Raw genomic sequence first — 23,270 nt, 5'->3', positions numbered from 1 at the left:
CCATCTCACCCAACGCTGCCTTCGAGGCTCACGCCAAGCAGCTTCTGCGCCTCGACGGCGAATTCCATCGGCAACTCTTTGAACACTTGCTTGCAAAAGCCGTTGACGATCATCGACACGGCGTCTTCCTCGGAAAGGCCGCGCTGTCTGCAGTAGAACAGTTGGTCTTCGCCGATGCGTGAAGTCGATGCTTCGTGCTCCACGTTGGCAGTCGGATTCTTGACCTCGATGTACGGAAACGTATGTGCGCTGCAACGCTCGCCCAGCAGCAGCGAATCGCACTGCGTATAATTGCGCGCGCCCTCGGCGCCGCGTCCCATTCTGACGAGGCCCCGGTACGCATTCTTGCCGCGCCCGGCGGAGATCCCCTTCGAGATAATCGTGCTGCGCGTATTGCGTCCGAGATGCACCATTTTCGTGCCGGTATCGGCCTGCTGATGATGGTTCGTCAGCGCGACGGAGTAGAACTCGCCAATCGAGTTGTCCCCGCGCAAGATGACGCTCGGGTACTTCCATGTGATGGCAGAACCAGTCTCGACCTGCGTCCAAGAGATCTTTGCGTTGGCCTCACGGCAGTCGCCGCGCTTCGTCACGAAGTTATAGATGCCGCCACGGCCCTCTTCGTCGCCCGGATACCAGTTCTGCACGGTCGAGTAACGGATCTGTGCGTCCTCGAGTGCGACGAGCTCCACCACCGCCGCGTGCAGCTGATTTTCGTCGCGCATCGGCGCCGTACAGCCTTCGAGGTAGCTGACGTACGAACCTTTGTCCGCGATGATCAGCGTGCGCTCGAACTGGCCGGTGTTGCGCGCGTTGATGCGGAAGTACGTCGACAGCTCCATCGGGCAGCGCACGCCGGGCGGGATGTAGCAAAACGAGCCGTCGCTGAAGACGGCCGAATTCAGCGCGGCAAAGAAGTTGTCCGTGTGCGGAACGACAGAACCCAAATACCGGCGCACCAGATCGGGATGCCGCTCGACCGCTTCGGAAAACGAACAGAAAATAATGCCGAGCTCGCCGAGTTTTTCTCGAAATGTCGTCGCGACCGATACGCTGTCGAACACAGCGTCGACTGCCACGCCGGCAAGCATTTCGCGCTCCGCGAGCGGCACGCCGAGTTTTTCGTACGTGCGCAGCAACTCCGGATCGACTTCGTCGAGGCTCTTCGGGCGCTCTTTGCCCGAGAGCGGCGAAGAATAGTAGGCGATGTCCTGATAGTCGATCGGCGGGTGGCGAACGGTGGCCCAGGCGGGCTCCTTCATCGTCAGCCAGTGTCGGTAGGCCGCGAGCCGCCACTCGAGCATGAACTCGGGCTCGTTCTTCTTCGCCGAGATGAGCCGGACCACGTCTTCCGATAGTCCGCGCGGCAGCGTATCGGACAGGATGTCGCTGACGAACCCGTGCCGATATTCGCGACGAATCAATTGATCGATGCTGGTCGAGGGTGAAGTCGTCGGTGAACTCATGCGTGACCTCCGCTATGTCAACGAGCGCGCGACGTCGAGCGTGCGTCTCGTGTGGACTTCGCGTTGCGCGCGGGCTGCGCGACAAGCTGAACGCCTTCGTTGCGAGGAGCCCGTGTACGAATGGCGCCGAGGTCGGCCTCTGACAGCACCGGGCCGGCCATGTCGGCAAGCGATACCTGCCTCAACGCTTCCAGCACGACACGATTGACCTTTTGCCAATTCGCGCGTGCACCGCACATCGCCTCCTGCATGCAGAGGCCCGGCGCTGCGCTGCATTCGGTCATGCCGAACGGGCCGTCCATCGCGGTGATGACGTCGGCGAGCGTAATGCTCCGCGGCGCGAGCTGAAGCAGATAGCCGCCGCTCGCGCCCCGCAGCGCTTTCGTCAGGCCGCCGCGCGTGAGAATCTTCATAACTTTGGCGACAGTCGGCAGTGGGATGCCCGTCGCGCCCGCGAGGCTGCCGGCGCTTTGCACGGCCTCGGCGTCGCGCGCCATCGCGACCAGGATCACCGTGCCGTAATCGGCAAGCTTGCTCATTCGCAGCATTACGTAGTACTCCTAATCAGTACCCACAAGGTCCTGATTGAGCTGCCGACGATCCGCACCCAAAAACAAAATCCACAGGGATCGCATTGCGGACTTCAGCGTCTTTCGGGCGGCAATGCAGCCTTTGAATCTCGTGCTCGTCGCCCCAATTCGCTCGACATCGGCGTCACGAACCCATTGTAGTCCCGACTTCAAAACCTTGTTGGCTCAAGGGACTGTGATACGCTTCTCGCGAAAATACGACCCGTCGCGGCTCGCCGACAAGACCGACCGCATCACCCGAAATATGAAAATCGCAACTTGGAATGTCAATTCCTTGAAAGTGCGCCAGCAGCATGTCATCGATTGGCTCGAGTTGAGCCATACCGACGTGCTCTGTCTGCAAGAGCTGAAACTGCCCGACGACAAATTCCCGCATGCGGAATTCGCGGCCAAGGGATATCGCAGCTGGTGTGCCGGACAGAAGACTTATAACGGCGTAGGTATTCTCGTGCGCGAAGGAATCGAAGTCGACGAAACCGACATCGTGCGCAACATTCCGGGCTTCGATGATCCGCAGCAACGGGTCATCGCCGCCACCGTCGGCGGCAAGCGGATCGTGTCGGCCTATTTCCCGAACGGCCAGGCACCCGGCACCGAGAAATTCGCCTACAAATTGCGCTGGCTGGAGGCGCTGGCCGGCTGGCTCGCCGGCGAACTCACGCGTTACTCGTCGCTCGCGCTACTGGGGGACTACAACATCGCACCCGAAGATCGCGACGTCCACGATCCGCAAGCATGGCAGGGGCAGAATCTGGTCTCGCCGGACGAGCGCGCGGCATTCGCGAAGTTGATCGAGCTCGGCTTCGTCGACTCGTTTCGACAATTCGAGCAACCCGAGAAGACGTTCACGTGGTGGGACTATCGAATGCTCGCGTTCAGACGCAACGCGGGCCTGCGCATCGATCATATCCTGCTGTCTCCAGCGCTCGCCGCCACCTGCACCCACTGCGAAGTCGACAAGACGCCGCGCAAGTGGGACCAGCCGTCGGACCACGCCCCCGTGATCGCGCAGATCGGCTAACTAACGCAGGGGAAATAACGAGCGGCTGGACCGGAGCAACGCGCGCGCAAACGTAGCTCCGGTAGAATCAACGATGCCTCACGGCTCGAGGTGCAGCTCCTGGATCTTGCGCGTGATCGTATTGCGCCCGATGCCGAGCCTCTCGGCCGCCTCGACCTTGCGGCCGCGTGTGAAATCGAGGGCTTCGCGAATGACCGCGGCCTCGAATCGCCGCGCCAGCTCGTCCATCACCTCTGCGGTGTTTTCGCGCAACATCCGCGCGACCTCGGCGCGCAAGCCGCTTTCCCAGACGCTCACGGGCACTGCGGTCGATACGCCGCCCAAGGCGCCGGCCGGTGGAGGCGCCGCGATGGCGACACCGTTGCTGCCGCCGCCATCGAACGACATGACGCCCGCCGCAGCCTGCGGCACGGCGGCAGGTCCCGCGACGATCTCGCCGGCCCCCTCTCCCGCGGGCGGCACGAGATCGGGCGGCAGGTCCTTGATCTCGATCGTCTGCGCGGGCGCCATAACGGTCAGCCAGTTCGCGAGGTTCTCGAGCTGGCGCACGTTGCCCGGAAACGGCAGCGAAGCGAGGTAGGCGAGCGTCGCCTCTGAGACGCGCTTGGGCTCGACGCCGAGATCGCGCGCGCTCTTTTGCAGAAAGTGCCGCGCGAGCAGCGGAATGTCCTCTTTGCGCTCGCGCAGCGGCGGCAGGCGCAGGCGGATGACGTTGAGCCGGTGATAGAGGTCCTCGCGAAAAAGCCCTTGCCGCACGCGCGACTCGAGGTTCTGGTGCGTGGCCGCGATCACGCGCACGTTCGCGCGCAACGGGTTGTGTCCGCCGACGCGATAGAACTGTCCATCCGACAGCACGCGCAGCAGCCGCGTTTGCAGATCGAACGGCATGTCGCCGATTTCATCGAGAAAGAGCGTCCCGTTCTCGGCCTGCTCGAAGCGGCCCTGCCGCATCGCCTGCGCGCCCGTGAAGGCACCGCGCTCATGGCCGAATAGTTCGGACTCCAGAAGATCCTTCGGAATCGCGGCCGTATTGAGCGCGATGAACGGGCCGTTTGCGCGCGGGCTATGTCGATGCAGCGCCCGGGCAACGAGTTCCTTGCCCGTTCCCGACTCGCCCGTGATGAGAACCGTCGCCGACGAATGCGAGAGACGGCCGATCGCGCGAAACATGTCCTGCATCGCCGGCGCCTGGCCGAGCATCTCGGGCGCATCGGCCAGCAATACCTCGGCCGCATGCGCGCCGCGCAGGCTTTCGTCGACGGCGCGATGAATGAGCTCGACGGCCCGATCGATATCGAAAGGCTTCGCGAGATATTCGAACGCGCCGCCCTGAAAGGCGGCGACAGCGCTGTCGAGATCGGAGTAGGCGGTCATGATGATGACGGGCAACTCGGGCAACCGCTCGCGAATCGACTGCAGCAACTCGAGCCCGGAGGCGCCCGGCATGCGGATGTCCGACACGAGCACCTGAGGCGTCTCGTGTTCGAGTGCGCCAAGCGCCTCGCGCACATTGGCGAAACTGCGTGTAGCGAGACTCTCGCGCGCGAGGGCTTTCTCGAGCACCCAGCGGATCGATTGATCGTCGTCTACTATCCAGATCGGCTTCATAGAGTGGTCGTTAGTCAATTGTCGAGCGGCAATAAAATCTGAAACTCCGTGTGTCCGGGCCGGCTTTCCACCTCGATCATCCCGTCGTGCTGCTGCACGAAAGTCTGCGCGAGCGTGAGACCCAACCCGCTACCGTCCTCGCGCCCGGACACGAGCGGATAGAAGATGCGATCGCGAATCTCTTCGGGAATCCCCGGACCGTTGTCGATCACACGCAAGTCCAATGCCAGTTTGCAAAGTCGTTTCGCGATGGTGACCTTGCGGGCCACGCGCGTACGCAGCGCGATGCGCGCATCGCCTTCGCTGATGCGTGCACGCAGGGCTTGCGCCGCGTTGCGCACGATGTTGAGCAGCGCCTGGATCAACTGCTCCTTGTCGCCGCGCAGCTCGGGCACGCTCACGTCGTAGTCGCGCTCGATCGTGAGCCCGCGCGGAAACTCGGCCATGATGACGGCGCGCACTCGCTCGCAGACTTCATGAATGTTGACGTCGCCGACGATATGCGGATGCCGGTGCGGCTCGAGCAGACGATCGACGAGCGTTTGCAGGCGGTCCGATTCTTTCACGATGACCTGCGTGTACTCGCGCAGCTCATGACGCTCGCGCGCACCGAGCTCGAGCTCGAGCAGTTGCGCGGCGCCGCGAATGCCGCCGAGCGGGTTCTTGATCTCGTGCGCGAGGTTGCGAATCAGTTGCTTGTTCGCGGTCGCCAGGTCGTGAATGCGCTCCTCGCGATCGGTGCGCAAGTGGCGCTCGTTCTCGAACAGCTCGAGCAGGACGTAATCCGACGCGCTCTCGAGAAATCCGACGACGACATGCACGTGCAGTGCCTCGCGTCCCGGCCGCTCTAGCACGGCATCGAGATGCGTCGCGTGAAAACGCTGCTCGGCGATGGCCGCGATCGTTTCGACGAGCTCGTCGCCGTTCGCGAAGATGTCGGGCCACGACATCTGCATCAGCTGACGCCGCGACAAGTCGAGCATCGACTCGGCCGAAGGGTTCGCGAACGCCACGCGCAACGTGCGCTTCTCCAGCACGAGCGCAACCGTCGGCAGCGCCTCCAGCCCAGGCAACAGCCCCGATGACGCGAGCGCCGCATCGTCGGTGAGGGGTTCGGCATGCCCCTTCTTCGGCTTGATCAGATTCTTGAGAACCATCGTGGAGTCCGGCCTATCGGGCAGGGGCTGCAATGAAGAGCAATGAGCGGGATGCACAAAAAAGGGACGGCGCCGCCGTCCCTTCGAGACTACCGTTCGTAAGCGGCGTATCCGCTCCGCCGACTATCGAAGGCGAAGCGCATCGCACGGCTTAGAGCGAGTAGTACATGTCGAACTCGACCGGGTGCGTCGTCATGCGGAATCGCTGCAGTTCGCCTTCCTTGAGTTCCAGGTAAGCGTCGATCATGCCGTCCGTGAACACGCCACCACGCGTGAGGAACTCGCGATCCTTGTCGAGTGCGTCGAGCGCCTGATCGAGGCTTGCGCAGACGGTCGGGATCTTCGCGTCTTCTTCCGGCGGCAGGTCGTACAGATTCTTGTCGGCAGCTTCGCCCGGATGGATCTTGTTTTGCACGCCGTCGAGGCCGGCCATCATCAGCGCCGAGAACGCGAGGTACGGATTCGCGAGCGGATCCGGGAAGCGCGTTTCGATACGGCGACCCTTCGGATTCGAGACGTGCGGAATGCGGATCGAAGCCGAACGGTTACGCGCCGAGTAAGCGAGCTTCACGGGCGCTTCGAAGTGCGGCACGAGACGCTTGTACGAGTTCGTGCCCGGGTTCGTGATCGCGTTGAGCGCGCGAGCATGCTTGATGATGCCGCCGATGTAGAACAGCGCGAACTCGGAGAGGCCTGCGTAGCCGTTGCCCGCGAACAGGTTCTGGCCGTCCTTCCAGATCGACTGGTGCACGTGCATGCCCGAGCCGTTGTCGCCCACGACGGGCTTCGGCATGAACGTCGCCGTCTTGCCGTACGTGTGCGCGACGTTCTGGACGATGTACTTGAGCTGCTGCGTCCAGTCGGCGCGCTGCACGAGCGTCGAGAACTTCGTGCCGATTTCGTTCTGGCCGGCGCCGGCCACTTCATGGTGATGGACTTCGACGGGAATGCCGATCTGCTCGAGCAGCAGACACATTTCCGAGCGCATGTCCTGGAACGAATCGACCGGAGCGACGGGGAAGTAGCCGCCCTTCACGGACGGACGGTGACCCGGATTGCCGCCTTCGAACTCCTTGCCCGACGACCACGAGGCCTCGTCCGAGCCGATCTTCACGAAGCAGCCCGACATGTCGGCGCTCCACTGGACCGAGTCGAAAATGAAGAACTCGGGCTCCGGACCGAAGAAGGCCGTGTCACCGAGGCCCGTGCTCTTCAGATACGCTTCGGCGCGCTTCGCGAGCGAGCGCGGATCGCGTTCGTAGCCCTTGCCGTCGGACGGCTCGATGACGTCGCAGGTCAGAACCAGCGTGGGCTCTTCGTAGAACGGATCGATGAATGCCGTGTTGGGATCCGGCAGGAGCAACATGTCCGAGGCTTCGATGCCCTTCCAGCCGGCAATCGAGGAACCGTCGAACGCATGGCCGCTTTCGAACTTGTCTTCTTCGAACGCCGACAGGGGAACGGAGACGTGCTGCTCCTTGCCGCGCGTATCGGTGAAGCGAAAGTCCACAAACTTGACGTCCTCGTCCTTGACGAGCTGCATGACGTCGGCCACGGTTTTACTCATATCCTCTTCTCCATTTGATAGGTTCGGCGGTTCTTCGCTTCTTCGTGCCCGCTTCGACTGACTGCCGATGCCGCAAGCCGGCGTTCGAGCGAAACGCGGGCGATTAGAGCATCTTTCATGCCAGTTGCTCAACCCCCCGCGTTCGGGGTAGCGGGCACTCTCGAGCGTCGGCGAGCGCGCGCCCCTCAGTGGAACGCGGCCGTGCACCGCCAGGCATACCGGCTCCGCCGCTTTCACGCGAGATGCACATAAATGGTGCACGCCAGCTGCGAGTCGACTGACGGCGAGCCGAAACGGTGCACCGCAAGACATTTTGCACCGTTTTGGGACGCCGGCGCGATTTCATGCATCCCGCTCGTGCCGACGGTCCGCCTTGAAAGGGTGGCGCTAGAATGTGTCTTTCTTGTGGAGGAACCCGTAGGATGAGCACGCTCGAACAAATCCTGGCGCAGGCCGACAAGCGCCGCACCGAAAGCCAGTTGCCCTACGCGGGGGCGCTCTCGCCCGCCGAAGCGTTCGAGCTCATGCAACTCGATCCGGCGGCGCGCCTCGTCGACGTACGCACGCGCGCGGAACTCGACTGGGTAGGCAGGCCCATCGTCGGCGACGGCCAATACGTTCACGTCGAATGGACGCGCTACCCCGGCGGTATCCCGAATCCCGAGTTCATCGAGCAACTGCGAGGCTTCGCATCAGCCGATGCTCCCGTACTCTTCTTGTGCCGCAGCGCGGCCCGCTCGAAACTAGCCGCCGTTGCGGCGCATCATGCTGGATTCACGAAAGCATTCGACATCCTCGAAGGATTCGAAGGCGGCAAGGACGGGAGCGGTCATCGCAAGACGTTCGAAGGATGGTGCTACCGCGGCCTGCCGTGGATCGGCGCCTGACGGCGCGCCGCCTTGCCGGGTTATTGCCCTTCGAGACGCGGCGTTTCCGGCTCGACGATATCGCCGCCGAGCAGATGGACGCCCTCGCGTAGCTTGACGTAGGCGGCCGCCACGGCCTCCGGCTCGCCTTTCACGCCGAGATCGATGTGCCTGCGCGCAAACACGCCGCCGCGCTCGGCGTCGCCGACGCTCGGCAAGCTGAACACGCGCACGCCCGGAAAGTCCGTCTCGATCTTCTCCATCAACGGCGTGAGCGTCGATTCCATCAGCTCGAAGACGAGCAGCGAACGCTCGGCGCGCGGCACCTGATGATGCAGGTGCGCGTACTTCGTATCGAGCACCCATTCGATCATCGGCCAGGCCATCACCGGAAAACCCGGCACGAAGTGGTGATCGCCGACCGAAAACCCCGGGATCTTGTTGTAGCCGTTCGGAATGATCGACGCCCCGCGCGGAAACACGCCCATGTTGAATCGGTGTTTGTTGTCGGGCGCCTCGAGATCGACGGGCGTTCCCGCCGCCGCATGCATCTCGAGAATCCGTTGGCGAATGAGCTCCGCCGCCTCCGGATGAAGCTCGAGCGGCACGGAAAGCGCCTTCGCCGCGCATTGGCGCGTGTGGTCGTCCGGCGTCGCGCCGATGCCTCCCGTCGAAAAGACGATGTCGCCCGAAGCGAACGTGCGTGCGAGCGTGGCCGTAATCCGTTCGGGGTCGTCACCGACATACTCGGCCCAGGCCAGCGCAAGCCCGCGAGCGTTCAAGAGCTCGATGACCTTCGGCAGATGCTTGTCGCTCCGCCTGCCGGACAGGATCTCGTCGCCGATGATGATGACGCCAAATGCCATGGCCGCCGCCTCAAGAGGAATGAAGATCGTCCATGGTCGTCGATGATTGTGACGACGGCAAGTGCCTCGTGGGGCCGGACATGCCCTGACCGGCTTCGTCGCGCATGACCTGCAGCGCGTGCAGGCAATAGTGTCCGAACCAGAGTGCCGAAAAAACGAGGATCGCCGCATAGATCCAGATCGTCGCCGCCGCGATCACGGGAAAGAGCACAATGAGCCAGAGCGACCAGGCCCAAATCAGTGTCGGCAACGTGCTCATCAATCCGCTCGCGACGCCGATCGCAAGGAGCGGCCACCGGTGGCGGCGCATCAACGCGATGCGCTCCGCGCGGCTCGCATGCAGCGCGAGGGCGTCGTAGGTCATCACCCGGTAGGTGAGCCATCCCCAGAGCAGCGGAGGAATGAAGGCGAACAACGGCGGTATCAGCCAGAGCGGCAGCGTGACAATCGTCAGCGTGAGGCAGATGAAAGTCGTCGCGAGCGCGTAGACGAGGCTGCCGTACCAAGTGCCGCCCCGGCGCTGCTCGAGCGAGGCGAAACGACGCGCCGACAACTGGCGCACCACGAGCGGCATCGAGATCGTCGCGATGAGAAGCAGCACGGTCACGACGATCAGCGGAATCGCCATGGCGATGACGATGAACGGCGCGATCGCCGCATGAAGCGCCGTGAATCCCACCCAATCGAACGCGTGAAAGAGCGTCGTGCCGAACGTCGAGCCGGCGAGCCAGGCGCGCACCGTCCCAACCAGGTCCTGCCACGTGAACCAGAAGACGACGCCCCACCCGAGCGCCGCGACGAAAAACGGCATGAAGGTGAGCCAGAGCATGCGGGGATGGAGCATGCTCGCGACGGCCCGAACGAATGCGCGCAGCAGGTCGTTCATCGGCGTTTCCGGCTGGCCGGCCCGGGGGCCGTCAACGAGTTCTCGAAGCGGTTCTCAAGGCGGCTCTCAAAGCCGCTCTCAAAGCGCCGCCGCGTCGCCGCTGCGCGCGGACGAAAGCCGCCGGGCGATCCGCACGAAAGCAAGCCAATGCTGCGATAGAAAACCCTCTCCATACGATTCACCTTCGATCTGCTGGCGAATACCCGTCGGCTCCGGTGTGCGATTCCACGAGGCCGTCTTGAACAGCATATCCCACCACGGGAAGACGACGCCGAAGTTGCAGCCGTACGCGGTGCCCTCATGCCCGTAGCCTACGGCATGGTGGCGCCGATGGAACGTCGGGCTCACGATGAAGCGTTCGAGCAGCCACCCGTACTCGAGCCGCGCGTTGACGTGCTGAATGCTCTGCAGGAAATTCGTGACGGCCGACAGCACGACGAACTGCGTCGGCGCCACGCCGATCGCGAGCGCGATCGCGGCGAAAAAGCCGGCCTGGATCACATCGTCGAGCAGGTGATTGCGATCGTCGCACCAGAGCGACATCTGGCGTTGGCTGTGATGCACGGCATGCAGTTCCCACCAGACGCCGAATCGATGCTGCCAGCGGTGATACCAGTAGCCGGCAAAGTCGAGCACGACGAAGTAGATTGCAAACGCGACAAGCGGCTGCGAGGTCACGCCCGGCCACAGATTGTCGAAGTTAAGGTTGTCGATGTTGCGGTAGCGCAGCCAAACCTGCAGATTGTCGAAAAGGGGCTGGAACGCCAGAAAGAAAAACAGATTGAAGAGGCCAAGCTTGCTGATCCACGTATAGAAGATGTCGACACGCACGGCCCTGCGGGTTTGCCAACGCTCGACGGGCCGTAGCGCCTCGAGCGGCCTCAGCAGCAAGTACATCGCGACGATGGTCAGGAAACCGACGATGACGGGATAGAGCGCATCGTAGGAATCCTCGTCGTAGTCCATCCAGCCGAACTTGAAAAGAAGTGGCTGCACCGCGTGAATGTAGACCCAGGTCTGCAGCGTCGAGACCAGCGTATCGAGCGGAGCCGTGATCAGATGAAGCATGGAATCGTGCGCCTCTTATCCGTTTTTCTCTCGTCGTTCGTCTTTCGATCTTGCAAACTTTCGACCTTCGACTTTGACCGTCTCGACGCTACGCGCCGTTGGGTGCCGTCACCGGTGCGCGATCGAAGAAATAGATTCCGTGCGGCGAGCGCCCGACCGCGATCGTCTGCACGAGCTTTTTCGTCGTCAGGTCGATGATCCCGACGTGTTTCGCGAAGCGGAACGTGACCCAGAGATAGCGCTTGTCGGCCGAAAGCTCCATGTCGTCCGGACCGGGCAACAGGCCCGTAATGTCGCCGACGTTCGTCAGCGTGTCTTCGTCGAGGATGCTGATGGTACTCGCGACGCGGTTCGTCACGGCAATGTGGCGGCCGTCGTCGAGCGAGCGGAAGTTGTGCGCGCCGGCACCCGTATGGATGCGCTTGACGACGGTCTGGTGACGCCAGTCGAGGACGGCGACATCGTCCTCGCCCGTCATGCCGACGAGCAGATATTTGTCGGCGGGCGTCATCCAGAGTCCCGCGGGCGTCTTGCCGACGTGCATTTTCCAAAGCACGGTCTGCGTCGGCAGATCGACGGCGGCCACCTCGCCCGAAATCTGAAGCGTGACGAAGACGGTCCGGCTGTCGTTGCTGAACGCCATGTGGCTCGGCATCGTCGCGAGCGGCAGGCGCTTCGCGAGCGTCAGCGCGTTCGTGCGCGGGTCGCGGTGATAGACGTCGAGCCGATCGAGCCGCAGCCCCGTCGTGACGAACCAGTTGCCGTCGGGCGAGAAACCGAGCTGATAGGGATCCTCGATTCCTTCCAGCCTGCTTTGCACTTTGCCCGTCTTCGGATCGAGGAACATCAGGTCGTTCGAGACGGAATCCGCGACGATCAGCAACTTGTTGTCGGGCGTCGCCATGAGATGGTGCGGCTCCTTGCCCGTCGGAATCGTGCCGATCACCTGGTGCGTCGCTTCGTTCACGAGCGAGAGCGTCGCTTCGGCCGAATTGAGCACGATGACATTATCGGCGCGTGCGGCCGGAGAAAAACCGACGGCGAGCGAGGCAAAAAGCGCCGCGGCGAGCACGCCGCTCGCGCCCTTCGCGCGGGAGAGGAAATTCTGGTGCATGTGAACTCGATGAGAAGGCCGACGCTCATGCTAGAACGCTTGCGTAGTCCGGGCGGTTGACCGCCGCGCGAGAAAAACGCTGGCGCGGGCAACGGCGAATCATAAACGCAAAATCAAGCGCCGATATGACCCATATCAACGCTGCATCGACTCCCAGACTTTGTGCAGACGTTTGATGGAGACCGGCATCGGTGTCCGCAGTTCCTGCGCGAACAGCGAAATACGCAATTCCTCGAGCAGCCAGCGAAATTCCGCGAGCCGCGCGTCGGCCACGCCGCCACGCGCCGACTGCGCTCTTTGATATTGCGTAAGCAACGGCTGCAACTCCGCGAGCTGGCGTGCGTCGCGGGCCGGGTCCGCCTTCAGCTTGTCGATGCGCAGCGCAATGCCCTTCAGGTAGCGCGGGAAGTGCGCGAGCTGCGCGTAGGGCGTGTCGACGACGAAACGCTTGCCGATGAGGGCCTGAAGCTGCTGCTGCATATCGGCGTGCGCCGCGGCTTGAGACTTCGCTTGGGCGAGCTTTTTCGTCGCCGCCGAATACTCGGCGAGGATCTGCCCGACGAGACGCGCGATCTCCTGCGCAAGCAGCGACAGCCGGCTTTTGCCCTCGTCGCGGCGCGCGTGAAAGCTCGTATCGTCGTCGGGTAGCGGCTCCCGCAGGCACGCGCGATCGAGCGCGGTCTCGATCAATTGATCGCGCAGCATCTCCTGCGTGCCGAGCGGCATGAACTGCAACGCCATTTCACGCAGGCCGGGCAGGTTCTTCTCCAGATACTTGATCGGCTCGCGCAACTGCAGCGCGAAGAGCCGCCGCAGACCGGCGCGATGAATGCGCGCCGCCTCCTCGGGCGAGTCGAACACTTCGACGTCGCAGTGCGTCGTCCGGTCGACCAGGGCCGGATAGCCGAAAAGCGTCTGGCCGCCGCGCCGGATCTCGAGCAGCTCGGGCAGCTTGCCGAAGTTCCAGGTCGTCAGGTTCTCGTAAAGCGCGGTCGCAGTGCCTCCGCCCTCGCCGCCTTCGCCGACTCGCGTCGGCTGCGCTCCGGGTGCCAAGCGGGCCGGCGCTGCGTCCGCTGCGGCGCCTGGCGGGCGCGCGGTGCCGCCGCCCCCTTGAATGGCTGCCGCCGTCCCGCCGGGTTCCGCGCGTGCGCCTGGCTGCGGGGCCGCTACATCTGCCCCGCCCACGACCGAGGCTCGCGCCGCGAGCTTCTGGAACTGCCGCTGCGCCTCGCCGCCGAGCTCGCCGCGCAGTTGCGCAAGATTGCGCCCCATCGCGAGCTGCCTCCCATGCTCGTCGACGACCTTGAAGTTCATGAAAAGATGCGCGGGCAACGTCTCGAGCTTGAAGTCGGTCGCTTTCAGCGCAACTTGCGTCGTCTCTCTTACGTCGGCGATGAGCGCATCGACGAGACCAGTCGCTCCGAAACGAGTCTCATTGCGCTCGACGAAACCCGCCGCGTACTCGGGCAGCGGCACGCAATGCCGGCGCAGCTTCTGCGGCAGCGACTTCAAGAGCAGCTGCACTTTCTCCTTCACCATACCCGGCACGAGCCATTCGGTCCGCCGCGCGTCGACTTGATTCAGTGCGTAAAGCGGCACGGCGAGCGTCACCCCGTCGCGGGGGGAGCCTGGCTCGAAATGATAGGAAACGCCCATCTCGATGCCCGCCATCGCGAGGCGCTTCGGAAAGAGGTCGGTCGTGATACCGGCCGCTTCATGCCGCATCAGGTCGTCGCGGGACAGATACAGCAAGCGCAGCTTGTCCTCGGGCTGCCCGCTCTTCTTGACCTCGTTGCGATACCACCGCTCGAATGCCGCGCCGGTATAGATGCCGGCCGGAAGCACCTCGTCATAGAAGGCGAAGATGAGCTCGTCGTCGACGAGGACGTCCTGGCGACGCGATTTGTGCTCGAGCTGCTCGATGTCGGCGAGCAGCTTGCGATTGTGCGCGAAGAAAGCCAGCTTCGTGTCGAACTCGCCTTCGACGAGCGCCCCGCGAATGAAGAGTTCGCGCGCGCGGGCCGGATCCTGCGCACCGAACGCGACACGCCGGCGCTGGTAGACAGGCAACCCATACAGAGTCGCCCGCTCGAACGCGGTCACCTGAGCGGCGCGCTTTTCCCAATGCGGCTCCGAGAGCGACTTCTTCAGCAGGTGCGCGCCGACTTTTTCGATCCATTCCGGCTCGACCTTCGCGAGGCAGCGCGCGTAAAGACGGCTCGTCTCGACGAGCTCGGCCGCCATGACCCAGCGCCCCGCCTTCTTCGCGAGCGTCGAGCCGGGCCAGAGGAAAAACTTGATGCCGCGCGCGCCGAGATAATGCGGCTCGTCGTCCGCTTTCAAGCCCAGGTTGCCGAAGAGCCCCGTCATCAGCGCGAGGTGCACTTGCTCGTATGTCGCTTCGCTGTCACCGATGCGCCAACCGTGCTCGCGCACAACCGTCAGCAGTTGCGAGTGGACATCACGCCACTCGCGCAGCCGCACGTGCGAGAGGAAATGCTCGCGGCAGGCGTCCGCGAGCTGGCGGTTCGACTTCTTGTGCTCGACGGCTTCGCCGAACCAGCGCCAGATCTTGAGCCATTGCAAAAACTCGGAGCGCTCGTCGGCAAAGCGCTTGTGGGCCTGGTCCGCCTGCTCCTGCGCGTCGACGGGGCGTTCGCGCGGATCTTGCACCGACAGCGCGCTCGCGATCACGAGCACCTCGCCCAGGGAGCCGAGATCGCGCGCGGCGAGGATCATGCGGCCGACGCGCGGATCGAGCGGCAGCCGCGCGAGTTCCTTGCCGAGCGGCGTCAGCGCATTTTCGTCGTCGACGGCGCCGAGCTCGTTGAGGAGCTGATAACCGTCGGCGATGGCGCGTCCCGGCGGAGGCTCGATGAAAGGGAACGTCTCAATCGCCGTCAGGTGCAGCGACTTCATGCGCAGAATCACCGATGCGAGCGACGAGCGCAAAATCTCGGGATCCGTGAAGCGCGGGCGCGCCTGAAAATCGGTTTCGTCGTAAAGGCGAATGCAGATGCCGTCGGCCACGCGGCCGCAGCGCCCCGCGCGCTGGTTCGCGGCCGCTTGGGAAATGGGCTCGACCTGGAGCTGCTCCACCTTGTTCCGGTACGAATAGCGCTTCACGCGCGCGAGACCTGTATCGACGACGTAACGGATGCCCGGTACCGTCAGCGACGTTTCGGCGACGTTCGTCGCCAGCACGATGCGGCGCACGTTCGACGGCTTGAACACGCGCGCCTGCTCGGCGGCCGACAGCCGCGCGAAGAGCGGCAAAATCTCCGTATGCGGCGGATGGTGCTTCCTCAGCGCCTCGGCCGTATCGCGAATCTCGCGCTCGCCCGGCAGGAAGACGAGCACGTCGCCCCCTCCCTCGCGAGTGAGCTCGTCGACGGCGTCGACGATGGCTTCCGTCGCCTCGCGCTGGGCTTCGCGAGCCGCCGCACGCTCGCTCTTCGCGCCCTCCGCCGCTGCCTTGGCCGCGCGCGGCGAGCCGGCATCGGCCGTTTTTGTCGATGCCGAGCCATCGTCGATCGGACGGTAGCGAATCTCGACCGGGTAAAGGCGCCCGCTCACCTCGATGATGGGGGCGGACCGGTCGCCCGCGCCGAAGTGGCGCGCGAAACGTTCGGCGTCGATCGTGGCCGAAGTGACGATCAGCTTGAGCTCGGGCCGCTTCGGCAGAATCTCCCTCAGATAGCCGAGCAGGAAATCGATGTTGAGACTGCGCTCGTGGGCCTCGTCGATGATGATCGTGTCGTATGCCCGCAACAGCGGGTCGGCCTGCGTCTCGGCGAGCAGAATGCCGTCGGTCATCAGCTTGACGGAGGCGCCCGGCGCCAGATTGTCGGTGAAGCGGACCTTGTAGCCGACCACCTCGCCGAACGGCGTGCCGAGCTCTTCCGCAATACGCCTCGCCGTCGCGGACGCCGCGATGCGGCGCGGCTGCGTGTGCCCGATCAGACCGGCGCCGCCCGCGCCGCGTCCGCGCCCGAGCGCGAGACAGATCTTGGGCAGTTGCGTCGTTTTGCCCGACCCCGTCTCGCCGGACACGATCACGACCTGATTGTCGCGGATCGCGCGCGCGATTTCGTCGCGCCGCGCGGACACAGGCAGCTCGGCGGGAAACTCGATCGGCGGAACGGGGTTGGGCGGAATCTGCGCGGCGCGCGGGCCGGGTGCGCGGTCCGGACGCGAACGCTGCGAAGCGCGCGGCGGTTTCCCGTCGGCGGCGGCCGGACTATTGGGTACGTTCGACATGGGGGCGCATTATAATCCCGGCATGAATGCTCAAACCGACCTCGTCTCCCCACAGGACGCGCCGCAGGAGCCCCTCGCCAACCGGCCCGCGGCGGCGCAGCCCGATTCCGACCACGCGCAGTTCGTCGACTGGATGCGCTCCGTCGCGCCATACATTCACGCGTTCCGTAACAAGACGTTTGTCGTCGGTTTTGGCGGCGAGGTCGTTCATCAGGGTCTCTTGAACGCGCTCGTGTCCGATGTCGCCCTGCTGCAGGCGATGGGCATCCAGATCGTGCTCGTGCACGGATCGCGTCCGCAGGTCGAAGAGCAGATGAGCCTGCACGGCGTGAACTCGGAGTTCTCGCACGGCATGCGCATCACGGATGCGCGCGCGCTCGAATCGGCGAAGGAAGCCGCGGGCGAAGTGCGGCTCGACATCGAGGCGGCGATCAGCCAGGGGCTGCCGAACACCCCGATGGCTCACGCGCATATCAGCGTCGTGTCGGGCAACTTCGTCACGGCACGGCCCGTCGGCATTCTCGACGGCGTCGATTTCGCTCATACGGGCCTCGTTCGCAAGATCGATGCCGAATCGATCCGGCACTCGCTCGCGAGCCGCAAGATCGTTCTGCTTTCGCCGCTCGGATTCTCGCCGACGGGTGAAGCGTTCAATCTGTCGATGGAAGACGTCGCGTCGGCCGCCGCGATCGCGTTGCGCGCCGACAAGATCATCTTCCTAACCGAAACGGCCGGCATTCTCGACGAAAGCGGCGACCTTGTGCGCGAGATGTCGCTCGATGAGGCGTACCGCCTGAACGACAGCGGCGAAATCAAAGGCGATGCGGCGTTCTATCTGAAGCATGCCGTGCGTGCATGCCGCGGCGGCGTCCCGCGCGCGCATCTGATCCCCTACTCGCTCGACGGCAGCTTGCTGCTCGAGCTCTTCCTGCACGACGGCGTCGGCACGATGATCTCGTACGAGAACCTCGAGAGCCTGCGCGAAGCGACACCGGACGACGTCGGCGGCATCTTGACGCTGATCGAGCCGCTCGAGTCCGACGGCACGCTCGTCAAGCGCGGCCGTCACCAGATCGAGCGCGATATCGACCACTTCTCGGTCATCGAGCACGACGGTGTGCTGTTCGGCTGTGCGGCGCTCTATCCCTATCCGCAGGAGCGCATCGGCGAGATGGCGTGCCTGACGATCGCGCCCGATGCGCAGGGCCAGGGCGACGGCGAGCGATTGCTCAAGCGCATCGAGCAACGCGCGCGGGCACGCGGCTTGACGCGCATTTTCGTGCTGACGACGCGCACGGAACACTGGTTCCTGAAGCGCGGCTTCATGAAGGCCAGCGTGGACGATCTGCCCGAGGATCGCCGGCGCCTCTACAACTGGCAGCGCAAGTCGCTCGTGCTGATGAAACAGCTCTGACACGCTGCGCCCGCCCCACAATCGACTATCAGGATCAGGAGAAACTGACGATGACCCGCATGGTTCAATGCGCAAAGCTCGGCAAGGAAGCCGAAGGCCTCGATTTTCCGCCGCTTCCGGGCGAACTCGGCAAGCGCATCTACGAGAACGTCTCGAAAGAAGCGTGGCAGGCCTGGCTCAAGCATCAGACGATGCTCATCAACGAAAACCGGCTGAACATGGCCGATCCTCGCGCGCGACAGTATCTGATGAAGCAGACCGAAAAGTTTTTCTTCGGCGAAGGCGCCGACCAGGCATCGGGTTACGTGCCGCCGACGCAAGGCTGACAGGCAAGCATCCATCCGAAACGCATCGGATCGAACGTAAGCCGGTTCGCGGAGACTCCGCGCGCCGGCTTTGCTTTTTGGCGTTTACCCGACGAGCGTTCGCAGCTCGGCGCGCGGCCGCCCGCTTTCGACGAGCAGCATCCCGGCCGATATCGGCAGCTTGAAGCGGCGCGGGCCGGCACTGCCCGGATTGACGAAGAGAACGCCGTCGCGCATCTCGACGCACGGCTTGTGGGAATGCCCGGTCACGACGACGTCGATCCCTTCCGCGCGCGGATCGACGCTGAGATCGGCGAGGTCGTGAACGATATGGATCGCGATTCCGGCGACAGCGAGGGTCGTTTCGCCGGGCAGGACATCCGCCCAGGAGCCGATGTCGTTGTTGCCGCGCACGGCCGTCACAGGCGCGATGGAAGTCAGCGCCTGCAGAACGTGGGGCGCGCAGACATCGCCGGCATGCACGATCGCCTCGCAACCGGCAAGCCATTCCAGGGCTTCCGGCCGCAAGAGGTTGTGCGTGTCCGAGATGAGGCCGATCCGGACCGTGGCGCGAGCGGGGTTCATGCCATCATTATGGCGCCGCCGTTGCCACGGAGTACATGTCGATCGATCAACGACGCATCGAATCACTCGAGCGGCGTGGCGACGAACGCCGGCAGCGCCTCGGCGCGCCCGGAAAGGCGGGCCAGCGCCGGATAGCGGGCAGGATCGACTTTGCCGGGCAGAATGAACTGCGTAAAGCGCCAGACGACGGCCACCGTCACGTCCGGCTGCATGATCCGTTCTCCCATCAACCACTCCGTCGCGCCGCCGGCAGCCACTTCGCGCTCGAGCGTGTCGTAAGCGGCGGCAAGCTGGAGATTCACGCGGTCGAGCCACGGCTGGTGCTGCTTGTCGGCGGGCCGCAGCTCCTTCTCGTAGACGATTTGGACGGTCTTTTCGGCGGCGGCAAGCGCGAATCCGATCAGATGCAGGGCGCGCTGGCGTTCAGCCGCCTCCTGCGGCATCAGCCGCTTTTCGGGCGCGACCTTGTGATCGAGATGGTCGAGGATCAGGCTCGAGTCGATGAGCAACGGACCGCTGTCCTCGATCAACGTCGGCGCCTTGACGACAGGATTCACCGCCGCGAATTCATCGAAGTGCCGGAATACCGACACGGATCGATGCTCGAACTCGATGCCGAGCAACGCCAACGAAATCGCCACGCGGCGCACGTAGGGGGAATCCAGCATGCCAATCAGCTGCATCGATACCTCTCGTCGGAAGAAAAAGGGATATCGACTCTAGCAGCGGATCGGCGACTTGTGAAACGCATTTTTTGCGCCGAGCGATCAGTGGCGCAACGCCGCATCTCACAAAGCAGTCTTTCTCAGCGCGGCGCAATCGGGCTTGGCGCCCCGGGTCTAACCGATGCGTATCCACCATCAGGAGGACGCATCATGTCAACTCGATCCTTGACTTTCTTCGCCGCCGCTGCCGCTTTCGTCTGCGTTGACGCGAACTTCGCGTTCGCTGAGACGCCCCCCGCTTGGACCTATACCGCAACGGACCCGAACTTCGCCTTCACCGGACCGGCGCCCGATTCTGTCTATACGACGACGGTTCAGCTCCCCGACGGCAAGACTCTCTCTTGCGCCGTCAACGAGCCGCTGCCCGAAGGCGTCGCCGCTGCCGCGCTCAGCACGACCGAGCAACGCCAAGCCGACGTTCTGGCCACGCAGCCTCTGCGCCTTCTGAGCGGCCCGACATCCGGTTATCCGACCTCTTACACGGCGCCGCACGTGGTCTGCGCAGCGGCCTGATTAGTCTTGCCAGCGCTGCTGCTGCCCGCCCGATAACGCGTTTGCACAGGCAATGCGTTGTCGGCGGCGAATCGAATGACGAAATCGAACGCTTCCGGGCAGACCGACGCCAGCTCCGGGGCCACGCTCAAGCATCTGACGCCCTCCTCAACGAGCGGCACGGCGAACGAATAGGCCGCAAGCCCGACGGCGGGCTTCTTCTCACGGACGAAGAGCGCAATCACACCGGCGAGACGCTCCGGCCAATCGCTGGGGCGGAACACCTTGCCGCCATTGGTCACGCCGCGTATCAGGTGCAAAGCGGCTCGGCCATCGATCATGCTCGTGCTCGTGCTCGCGCTCACGCCCATCCTCATGTTCATGCGTGCGCCGCCGAGGGCGCGATCGTGAGCCGCTCTTCTGCCGGATGGCCGCTAGTCCCCTCGCCGCCCTCGGCGCGCAAGCGAAAAACGGCCACCGTTTCGTCGAGCAGACGAGCTTGCTCTTCGAGCGATTGAGCCGCCGCAGCCGCTTGCTCGACGAGCGCGGCATTTTGCTGAGTCGCGCGATCCATTTGCGCGACGGCGCGATTGATTTCCTCGATGCCTCTCGATTGATGTTCGGAAGCGGCGCTGATTTCGCCGATGATGGCCGTCACCTCGCGAGCGGCTTGCACGATCTCGTCCATCGTGACGCGTGCGCGCGCCGCGAGCTCGGTGCCGTTTTGCACCTTCGAGACGGAGTTGCCGATCAGCGAGCGAATCTCCTTCGCGGCGGCCGCCGAGCGCTGCGCCAGTGCGCGGACCTCGCCCGCGACGACGGCGAAGCCGCGCCCCTCCTCACCCGCGCGCGCAGCTTCGACCGCCGCGTTGAGCGCGAGGATGTTAGTCTGAAACGCGATGGCTTCGATGGCCCCGATGATGTCGACGATGTGCTCGGATTCGGCGGCCATCTCGGCGATCGCTTCGACGACTTCGCCGACCACCTCGCCGCCCCGCGCCGCCGTTGCCGATGCCGTATCGGCGAGCGCGCTCGCATGATGGGCATGCTCCGCGTTCTGTCGCACCGTGCTCGTCAACTCTTCGAGGCTTGCCGCGGTCTCCTCGAGCGTGGCCGCCTGCTGCTCGGTGCGTGCGGAGAGATCCGCGTTGCCGCTCGCGATATCGTGTACGCCGTGCCGAATCTCCGCCGTGCCCTCGCGGACTCGCTTGACCGTCGCGACGAGGCTTGCCTGCATGCGCGCAAGCGCGGCGAGCAGCCGGCCGGTCTCGCCGAATCGCGAGGTCTCCACCGTCGACGACAGATCGCCTGACGCGATTCGCTCGAAATGAAGAATGGCCCCGTCGATCGGTTTGATGACGGAGCGGCTCAAAAGGCGCAACGCGACGCAGCCGATAGCGATCGATGCGGCGCCGACCGCGGCGAAGAGCCACAGCAACGCGCCGAAGCGCCGCTGCGCATCTTCGAAATGCACGCGCTGCTCATGCACCTGAAACGCCTGCATCTCGTGCACTGCCTTCTTGTAGTCGGCGAAGAGCGCCTCCGGTTCCGCGCGTTCGACTGACCGGAACGAGGCGAAGTCATCCTGATCGAGCGCGGCGACCTCCGGCTTCAGCACCTGCCTGATCCACTGCTCGCGCACGGCGGCAAGCGCCTTTGCGAGCGAGGCCTCGGCATCGCCCGAGATCGGCCGCGAGCCATATGCCGCGTATTCCCGGTCGCTGCCGGCAATCAAGCCATGGATTCGCGCGAGGACGGCGTCCGTCGGCTTGCCCTGCGCGACGAGCGTCTCGTAAGCGCCGAGGTCCACGCGCGCCTGCAGCAGCGCCTCGTTGCTGTCACCGAGATGGGTGAGCGCGGCCGTCTCGTCGCTGTAGATCTTTTCGAGCGCGCTGTTGGACTCGTTCAACACGGTGACGGACGCCGCGATCACGAGCACGAGCGCGCCCGTGTAGCCCGCGATCGTCGAGGCCAATGCGCTCCGAATGCTGATGTTGCCCATCATGCCGCTCCCCGAAAAAAAGGCGGCGGGCGAATAGGTTCGCCGCCGCCCGTCATTGCCGTCTTGCGACGGCTCGTCTCGAAGTCTGCCTGGCCGGTTAGAACCGTGTACGGATACCCGTCGTGAGCTCGACCTGATTCGTCGCGCCGTTCGTCGAGCTGACCGTATAGCCGCCGTGCAGCCTCATGTAGTCGCCGGCGAGATAGAGCTCGGTGCGCTTCGAAAGGTGATAGAAGATCGAACCGTAAAGCGTTTCCTTGAAGCCGTTATGGAGGCCCGTGGTCAGATCGGGCGTGCCCATGTTCGCGTTCGGGATGAAGCCGTCGCTGGTGTAAGCGGCGTCATGCACGCGCATCTGCTGGTAGCCGAGCTCGTAGTCGAGCGCACCCTTCGGTGCAATCTTGAACGAAACGGTCCAGGCGTCGTCGTGCCGGTCGGCGAGCGCGCCTTGCTCTCCGAGGTAGTGGAAGTAGCCCGTGTTGAACCGGAAGATGCCGAACGTATAGTTGCCGCCGATCGACCAGGTCTGATTCGTGAACCCGAGGTGATTGACGTGGTTATAGAAGCCCGACACGTTGAAAGGGCCGCCGTTGTAACCCAGTGCAACCTGATAAGCCGAACCGTTGGCAAACTGCGTCGAGTTGCTGAATTGGTAGTCCGCGCTCGCAAAAATGCCGTTGTTGAACAACTTCTTCCACGCGATGCTATTGCTCGTGCGAGTGCCGGTGGGCCCCGCCGCGTAGAAGATCATCTGCTTGAAGTTGTTCGCATTCGTCCAGCCGCCCTCTTCGTACCGCAAAGCAGCGGAGCCGTAAGGATCGCCATAAATCGCCGCGGCGTCGCGCGCGATCGTATTCTGGAAGCCGGCCGTCAGCTTACCGATCGTCGGATTTTCGATACCCACCCACGCGTCGCGGTCGAACAGCTGGGCCTTGTCGAGGTCCTCTCCCTCCCCGTTCGCGACGACGTATTCGCTCTCGAGGGTAAAGATGATCTTCGAGCCGCCGCCAATATCCTCGGCACCCCTCAAGCCCCACCGGCTGCCGCTGAACCACGGCTCACCGCCGATTCCCATGCCGACAACGTGATTGCCCTTTGCATCCGCGTGCGACTGATAAGTGGGGAAGCTCATATCGATGAGCCCATACAACTGCACGCTCGACTGCGCGTGAGCGGCACCTGCCGCCGCCAACGCACCCGCTGCGACCGCCAAAGTACGATAGGTCTTCTTCACCTTCGTCTCCTCAACCATTCGATGGAAACTTCTGTTTGTTTGAG

20 protein-coding genes are annotated in these 23,270 nt (G+C 64.0%); 5 read left to right on the top strand and 15 right to left on the bottom strand.

The window, feature by feature from the left end; genetic code table 11:
- Window positions 1–5 precede the first annotated feature (5 nt).
- Entirely contained in the window at window positions 6–1,466 is a 1,461-nt protein-coding gene (gene sufB / locus AB4Y31_RS05005) for a Fe-S cluster assembly protein SufB (RefSeq protein WP_368672953.1), read from the bottom strand.
- Between the two features lie 17 nt (window positions 1,467–1,483).
- A complete protein-coding gene (locus AB4Y31_RS05000) occupies window positions 1,484–2,014 on the bottom strand; it encodes an SUF system Fe-S cluster assembly regulator (protein WP_368672952.1) in 531 nt (176 codons plus the stop codon).
- Between the two features lie 286 nt (window positions 2,015–2,300).
- Here AB4Y31_RS05000 and xth point away from each other — a divergent pair, with 286 nt between their 5' ends.
- Entirely contained in the window at window positions 2,301–3,077 is a 777-nt protein-coding gene (gene xth / locus AB4Y31_RS04995) for an exodeoxyribonuclease III (protein WP_368672951.1), read from the top strand.
- 78 nt (window positions 3,078–3,155) lie between these two features.
- Here xth and ntrC read toward each other — a convergent pair whose 3' ends face one another.
- The 3 genes from ntrC to glnA all read right to left on the bottom strand — a co-directional run bounded on the left by ntrC (window position 3,156) and on the right by glnA (window position 7,409).
- Window positions 3,156–4,685: a nitrogen regulation protein NR(I) gene (gene ntrC / locus AB4Y31_RS04990; protein WP_368672950.1), complete on the bottom strand. Its 1,530-nt coding sequence runs from the start codon at window positions 4,683–4,685 to the stop codon at window positions 3,156–3,158.
- A 14-nt stretch (window positions 4,686–4,699) separates the two neighbouring features.
- A complete protein-coding gene (glnL, locus tag AB4Y31_RS04985) occupies window positions 4,700–5,842 on the bottom strand; it encodes a nitrogen regulation protein NR(II) (RefSeq protein WP_107151489.1) in 1,143 nt (380 codons plus the stop codon).
- Window positions 5,843–5,993: 151 nt separating this feature from the next.
- Window positions 5,994–7,409, bottom strand: a complete 1,416-nt coding sequence (gene glnA, locus AB4Y31_RS04980) for a type I glutamate--ammonia ligase (RefSeq protein ID WP_018440261.1) — start codon at window positions 7,407–7,409, stop codon at window positions 5,994–5,996.
- A gap of 422 nt (window positions 7,410–7,831) precedes the next feature.
- Here glnA and AB4Y31_RS04975 point away from each other — a divergent pair, with 422 nt between their 5' ends.
- Window positions 7,832–8,296: a rhodanese-like domain-containing protein gene (locus tag AB4Y31_RS04975; RefSeq protein ID WP_018440263.1), complete on the top strand. Its 465-nt coding sequence runs from the start codon at window positions 7,832–7,834 to the stop codon at window positions 8,294–8,296.
- Window positions 8,297–8,316: 20 nt separating this feature from the next.
- Here AB4Y31_RS04975 and AB4Y31_RS04970 read toward each other — a convergent pair whose 3' ends face one another.
- The 5 genes from AB4Y31_RS04970 to hrpA all read right to left on the bottom strand — a co-directional run bounded on the left by AB4Y31_RS04970 (window position 8,317) and on the right by hrpA (window position 16,469).
- Window positions 8,317–9,141 (bottom strand): competence/damage-inducible protein A, encoded by an 825-nt coding sequence (locus tag AB4Y31_RS04970; protein WP_368672949.1) that lies wholly within the window; start codon window positions 9,139–9,141, stop codon window positions 8,317–8,319.
- A gap of 10 nt (window positions 9,142–9,151) precedes the next feature.
- A complete protein-coding gene (locus AB4Y31_RS04965) occupies window positions 9,152–10,027 on the bottom strand; it encodes an EI24 domain-containing protein (protein ID WP_368672948.1) in 876 nt (291 codons plus the stop codon).
- A gap of 78 nt (window positions 10,028–10,105) precedes the next feature.
- The gene (locus AB4Y31_RS04960) at window positions 10,106–11,095 is read right to left on the bottom strand and encodes a sterol desaturase family protein (RefSeq protein WP_368672947.1); all 990 of its coding nucleotides are present in this window, start codon (window positions 11,093–11,095) and stop codon (window positions 10,106–10,108) included.
- An 88-nt stretch (window positions 11,096–11,183) separates the two neighbouring features.
- A complete protein-coding gene (locus tag AB4Y31_RS04955; protein ID WP_368672946.1) occupies window positions 11,184–12,209 on the bottom strand; it encodes a beta-propeller fold lactonase family protein in 1,026 nt (341 codons plus the stop codon).
- A gap of 135 nt (window positions 12,210–12,344) precedes the next feature.
- On the bottom strand, window positions 12,345–16,469 hold the full coding sequence (hrpA, locus tag AB4Y31_RS04950; protein WP_368672945.1) for an ATP-dependent RNA helicase HrpA: 4,125 nt from the start codon (window positions 16,467–16,469) through the stop codon (window positions 12,345–12,347).
- Window positions 16,470–16,491: 22 nt separating this feature from the next.
- Between hrpA and argA the strand changes: the two genes are divergently transcribed.
- Entirely contained in the window at window positions 16,492–17,883 is a 1,392-nt protein-coding gene (gene argA, locus AB4Y31_RS04945) for an amino-acid N-acetyltransferase (RefSeq protein WP_026229596.1), read from the top strand.
- A gap of 50 nt (window positions 17,884–17,933) precedes the next feature.
- Complete coding sequence (locus tag AB4Y31_RS04940) at window positions 17,934–18,209, top strand: oxidative damage protection protein (protein WP_026229597.1); 276 nt, start codon at window positions 17,934–17,936, stop codon at window positions 18,207–18,209.
- 84 nt (window positions 18,210–18,293) lie between these two features.
- Here AB4Y31_RS04940 and AB4Y31_RS04935 read toward each other — a convergent pair whose 3' ends face one another.
- Together AB4Y31_RS04935 and AB4Y31_RS04930 are read right to left on the bottom strand one after the other, a co-directional pair.
- On the bottom strand, window positions 18,294–18,773 hold the full coding sequence (locus tag AB4Y31_RS04935; protein ID WP_368672944.1) for a metallophosphoesterase family protein: 480 nt from the start codon (window positions 18,771–18,773) through the stop codon (window positions 18,294–18,296).
- A 62-nt stretch (window positions 18,774–18,835) separates the two neighbouring features.
- Window positions 18,836–19,456 (bottom strand): glutathione S-transferase family protein, encoded by a 621-nt coding sequence (locus AB4Y31_RS04930; protein ID WP_368672943.1) that lies wholly within the window; start codon window positions 19,454–19,456, stop codon window positions 18,836–18,838.
- 192 nt (window positions 19,457–19,648) lie between these two features.
- On the opposite strand from AB4Y31_RS04930, the gene AB4Y31_RS04925 reads away from it, so the two are divergent.
- Window positions 19,649–20,011, top strand: coding sequence for a hypothetical protein (locus AB4Y31_RS04925; protein WP_368672942.1), 363 nt, complete (start codon window positions 19,649–19,651; stop codon window positions 20,009–20,011).
- On the opposite strand, the gene AB4Y31_RS04920 is transcribed toward AB4Y31_RS04925, so the two are convergent.
- The 3 genes from AB4Y31_RS04920 to AB4Y31_RS04910 all read right to left on the bottom strand — a co-directional run bounded on the left by AB4Y31_RS04920 (window position 19,975) and on the right by AB4Y31_RS04910 (window position 23,244).
- The gene (locus tag AB4Y31_RS04920; protein WP_368673450.1) at window positions 19,975–20,367 is read right to left on the bottom strand and encodes a DUF3579 domain-containing protein; all 393 of its coding nucleotides are present in this window, start codon (window positions 20,365–20,367) and stop codon (window positions 19,975–19,977) included. The two genes, AB4Y31_RS04925 and AB4Y31_RS04920, sit on opposite strands and share 37 nt — an antisense overlap.
- A gap of 2 nt (window positions 20,368–20,369) precedes the next feature.
- Window positions 20,370–21,995, bottom strand: a complete 1,626-nt coding sequence (locus tag AB4Y31_RS04915) for a methyl-accepting chemotaxis protein (protein WP_368672941.1) — start codon at window positions 21,993–21,995, stop codon at window positions 20,370–20,372.
- Window positions 21,996–22,089: 94 nt separating this feature from the next.
- Window positions 22,090–23,244: a porin gene (locus AB4Y31_RS04910; protein WP_368672940.1), complete on the bottom strand. Its 1,155-nt coding sequence runs from the start codon at window positions 23,242–23,244 to the stop codon at window positions 22,090–22,092.
- Window positions 23,245–23,270 lie beyond the last annotated feature (26 nt).

The organism is Trinickia sp. EG282A (assembly GCF_040965455.1).
Classification (GTDB): domain Bacteria; phylum Pseudomonadota; class Gammaproteobacteria; order Burkholderiales; family Burkholderiaceae; genus Trinickia; species Trinickia symbiotica.
Note: the sequence above shows the minus strand (reverse complement) of the source record. Positions and strands in the feature narration are given on the sequence as shown.

Coding starts and splice junctions, on each gene's coding strand:
- AB4Y31_RS04975 (WP_018440263.1), top strand. CDS start 7,832: ATGAGCACGCTCGAACAAATCCTGGCGCAGGCCGACAAGCGCCGCACC.
- AB4Y31_RS04930 (WP_368672943.1), bottom strand. CDS start 19,456: ATGCAGCTGATTGGCATGCTGGATTCCCCCTACGTGCGCCGCGTGGCG.
- hrpA (WP_368672945.1), bottom strand. CDS start 16,469: ATGTCGAACGTACCCAATAGTCCGGCCGCCGCCGACGGGAAACCGCCG.
- AB4Y31_RS04925 (WP_368672942.1), top strand. CDS start 19,649: ATGTCAACTCGATCCTTGACTTTCTTCGCCGCCGCTGCCGCTTTCGTC.
- AB4Y31_RS04910 (WP_368672940.1), bottom strand. CDS start 23,244: ATGGTTGAGGAGACGAAGGTGAAGAAGACCTATCGTACTTTGGCGGTC.
- glnL (WP_107151489.1), bottom strand. CDS start 5,842: ATGGTTCTCAAGAATCTGATCAAGCCGAAGAAGGGGCATGCCGAACCC.
- AB4Y31_RS04970 (WP_368672949.1), bottom strand. CDS start 9,141: ATGGCATTTGGCGTCATCATCATCGGCGACGAGATCCTGTCCGGCAGG.
- AB4Y31_RS04955 (WP_368672946.1), bottom strand. CDS start 12,209: ATGCACCAGAATTTCCTCTCCCGCGCGAAGGGCGCGAGCGGCGTGCTC.
- glnA (WP_018440261.1), bottom strand. CDS start 7,409: ATGAGTAAAACCGTGGCCGACGTCATGCAGCTCGTCAAGGACGAGGAC.
- sufB (WP_368672953.1), bottom strand. CDS start 1,466: ATGAGTTCACCGACGACTTCACCCTCGACCAGCATCGATCAATTGATT.
- AB4Y31_RS04935 (WP_368672944.1), bottom strand. CDS start 18,773: ATGAACCCCGCTCGCGCCACGGTCCGGATCGGCCTCATCTCGGACACG.
- ntrC (WP_368672950.1), bottom strand. CDS start 4,685: ATGAAGCCGATCTGGATAGTAGACGACGATCAATCGATCCGCTGGGTG.
- AB4Y31_RS04920 (WP_368673450.1), bottom strand. CDS start 20,367: ATGAGGATGGGCGTGAGCGCGAGCACGAGCACGAGCATGATCGATGGC.
- argA (WP_026229596.1), top strand. CDS start 16,492: ATGAATGCTCAAACCGACCTCGTCTCCCCACAGGACGCGCCGCAGGAG.
- AB4Y31_RS04915 (WP_368672941.1), bottom strand. CDS start 21,995: ATGATGGGCAACATCAGCATTCGGAGCGCATTGGCCTCGACGATCGCG.
- xth (WP_368672951.1), top strand. CDS start 2,301: ATGAAAATCGCAACTTGGAATGTCAATTCCTTGAAAGTGCGCCAGCAG.
- AB4Y31_RS04965 (WP_368672948.1), bottom strand. CDS start 10,027: ATGAACGACCTGCTGCGCGCATTCGTTCGGGCCGTCGCGAGCATGCTC.
- AB4Y31_RS04940 (WP_026229597.1), top strand. CDS start 17,934: ATGACCCGCATGGTTCAATGCGCAAAGCTCGGCAAGGAAGCCGAAGGC.
- AB4Y31_RS04960 (WP_368672947.1), bottom strand. CDS start 11,095: ATGCTTCATCTGATCACGGCTCCGCTCGATACGCTGGTCTCGACGCTG.
- AB4Y31_RS05000 (WP_368672952.1), bottom strand. CDS start 2,014: ATGCTGCGAATGAGCAAGCTTGCCGATTACGGCACGGTGATCCTGGTC.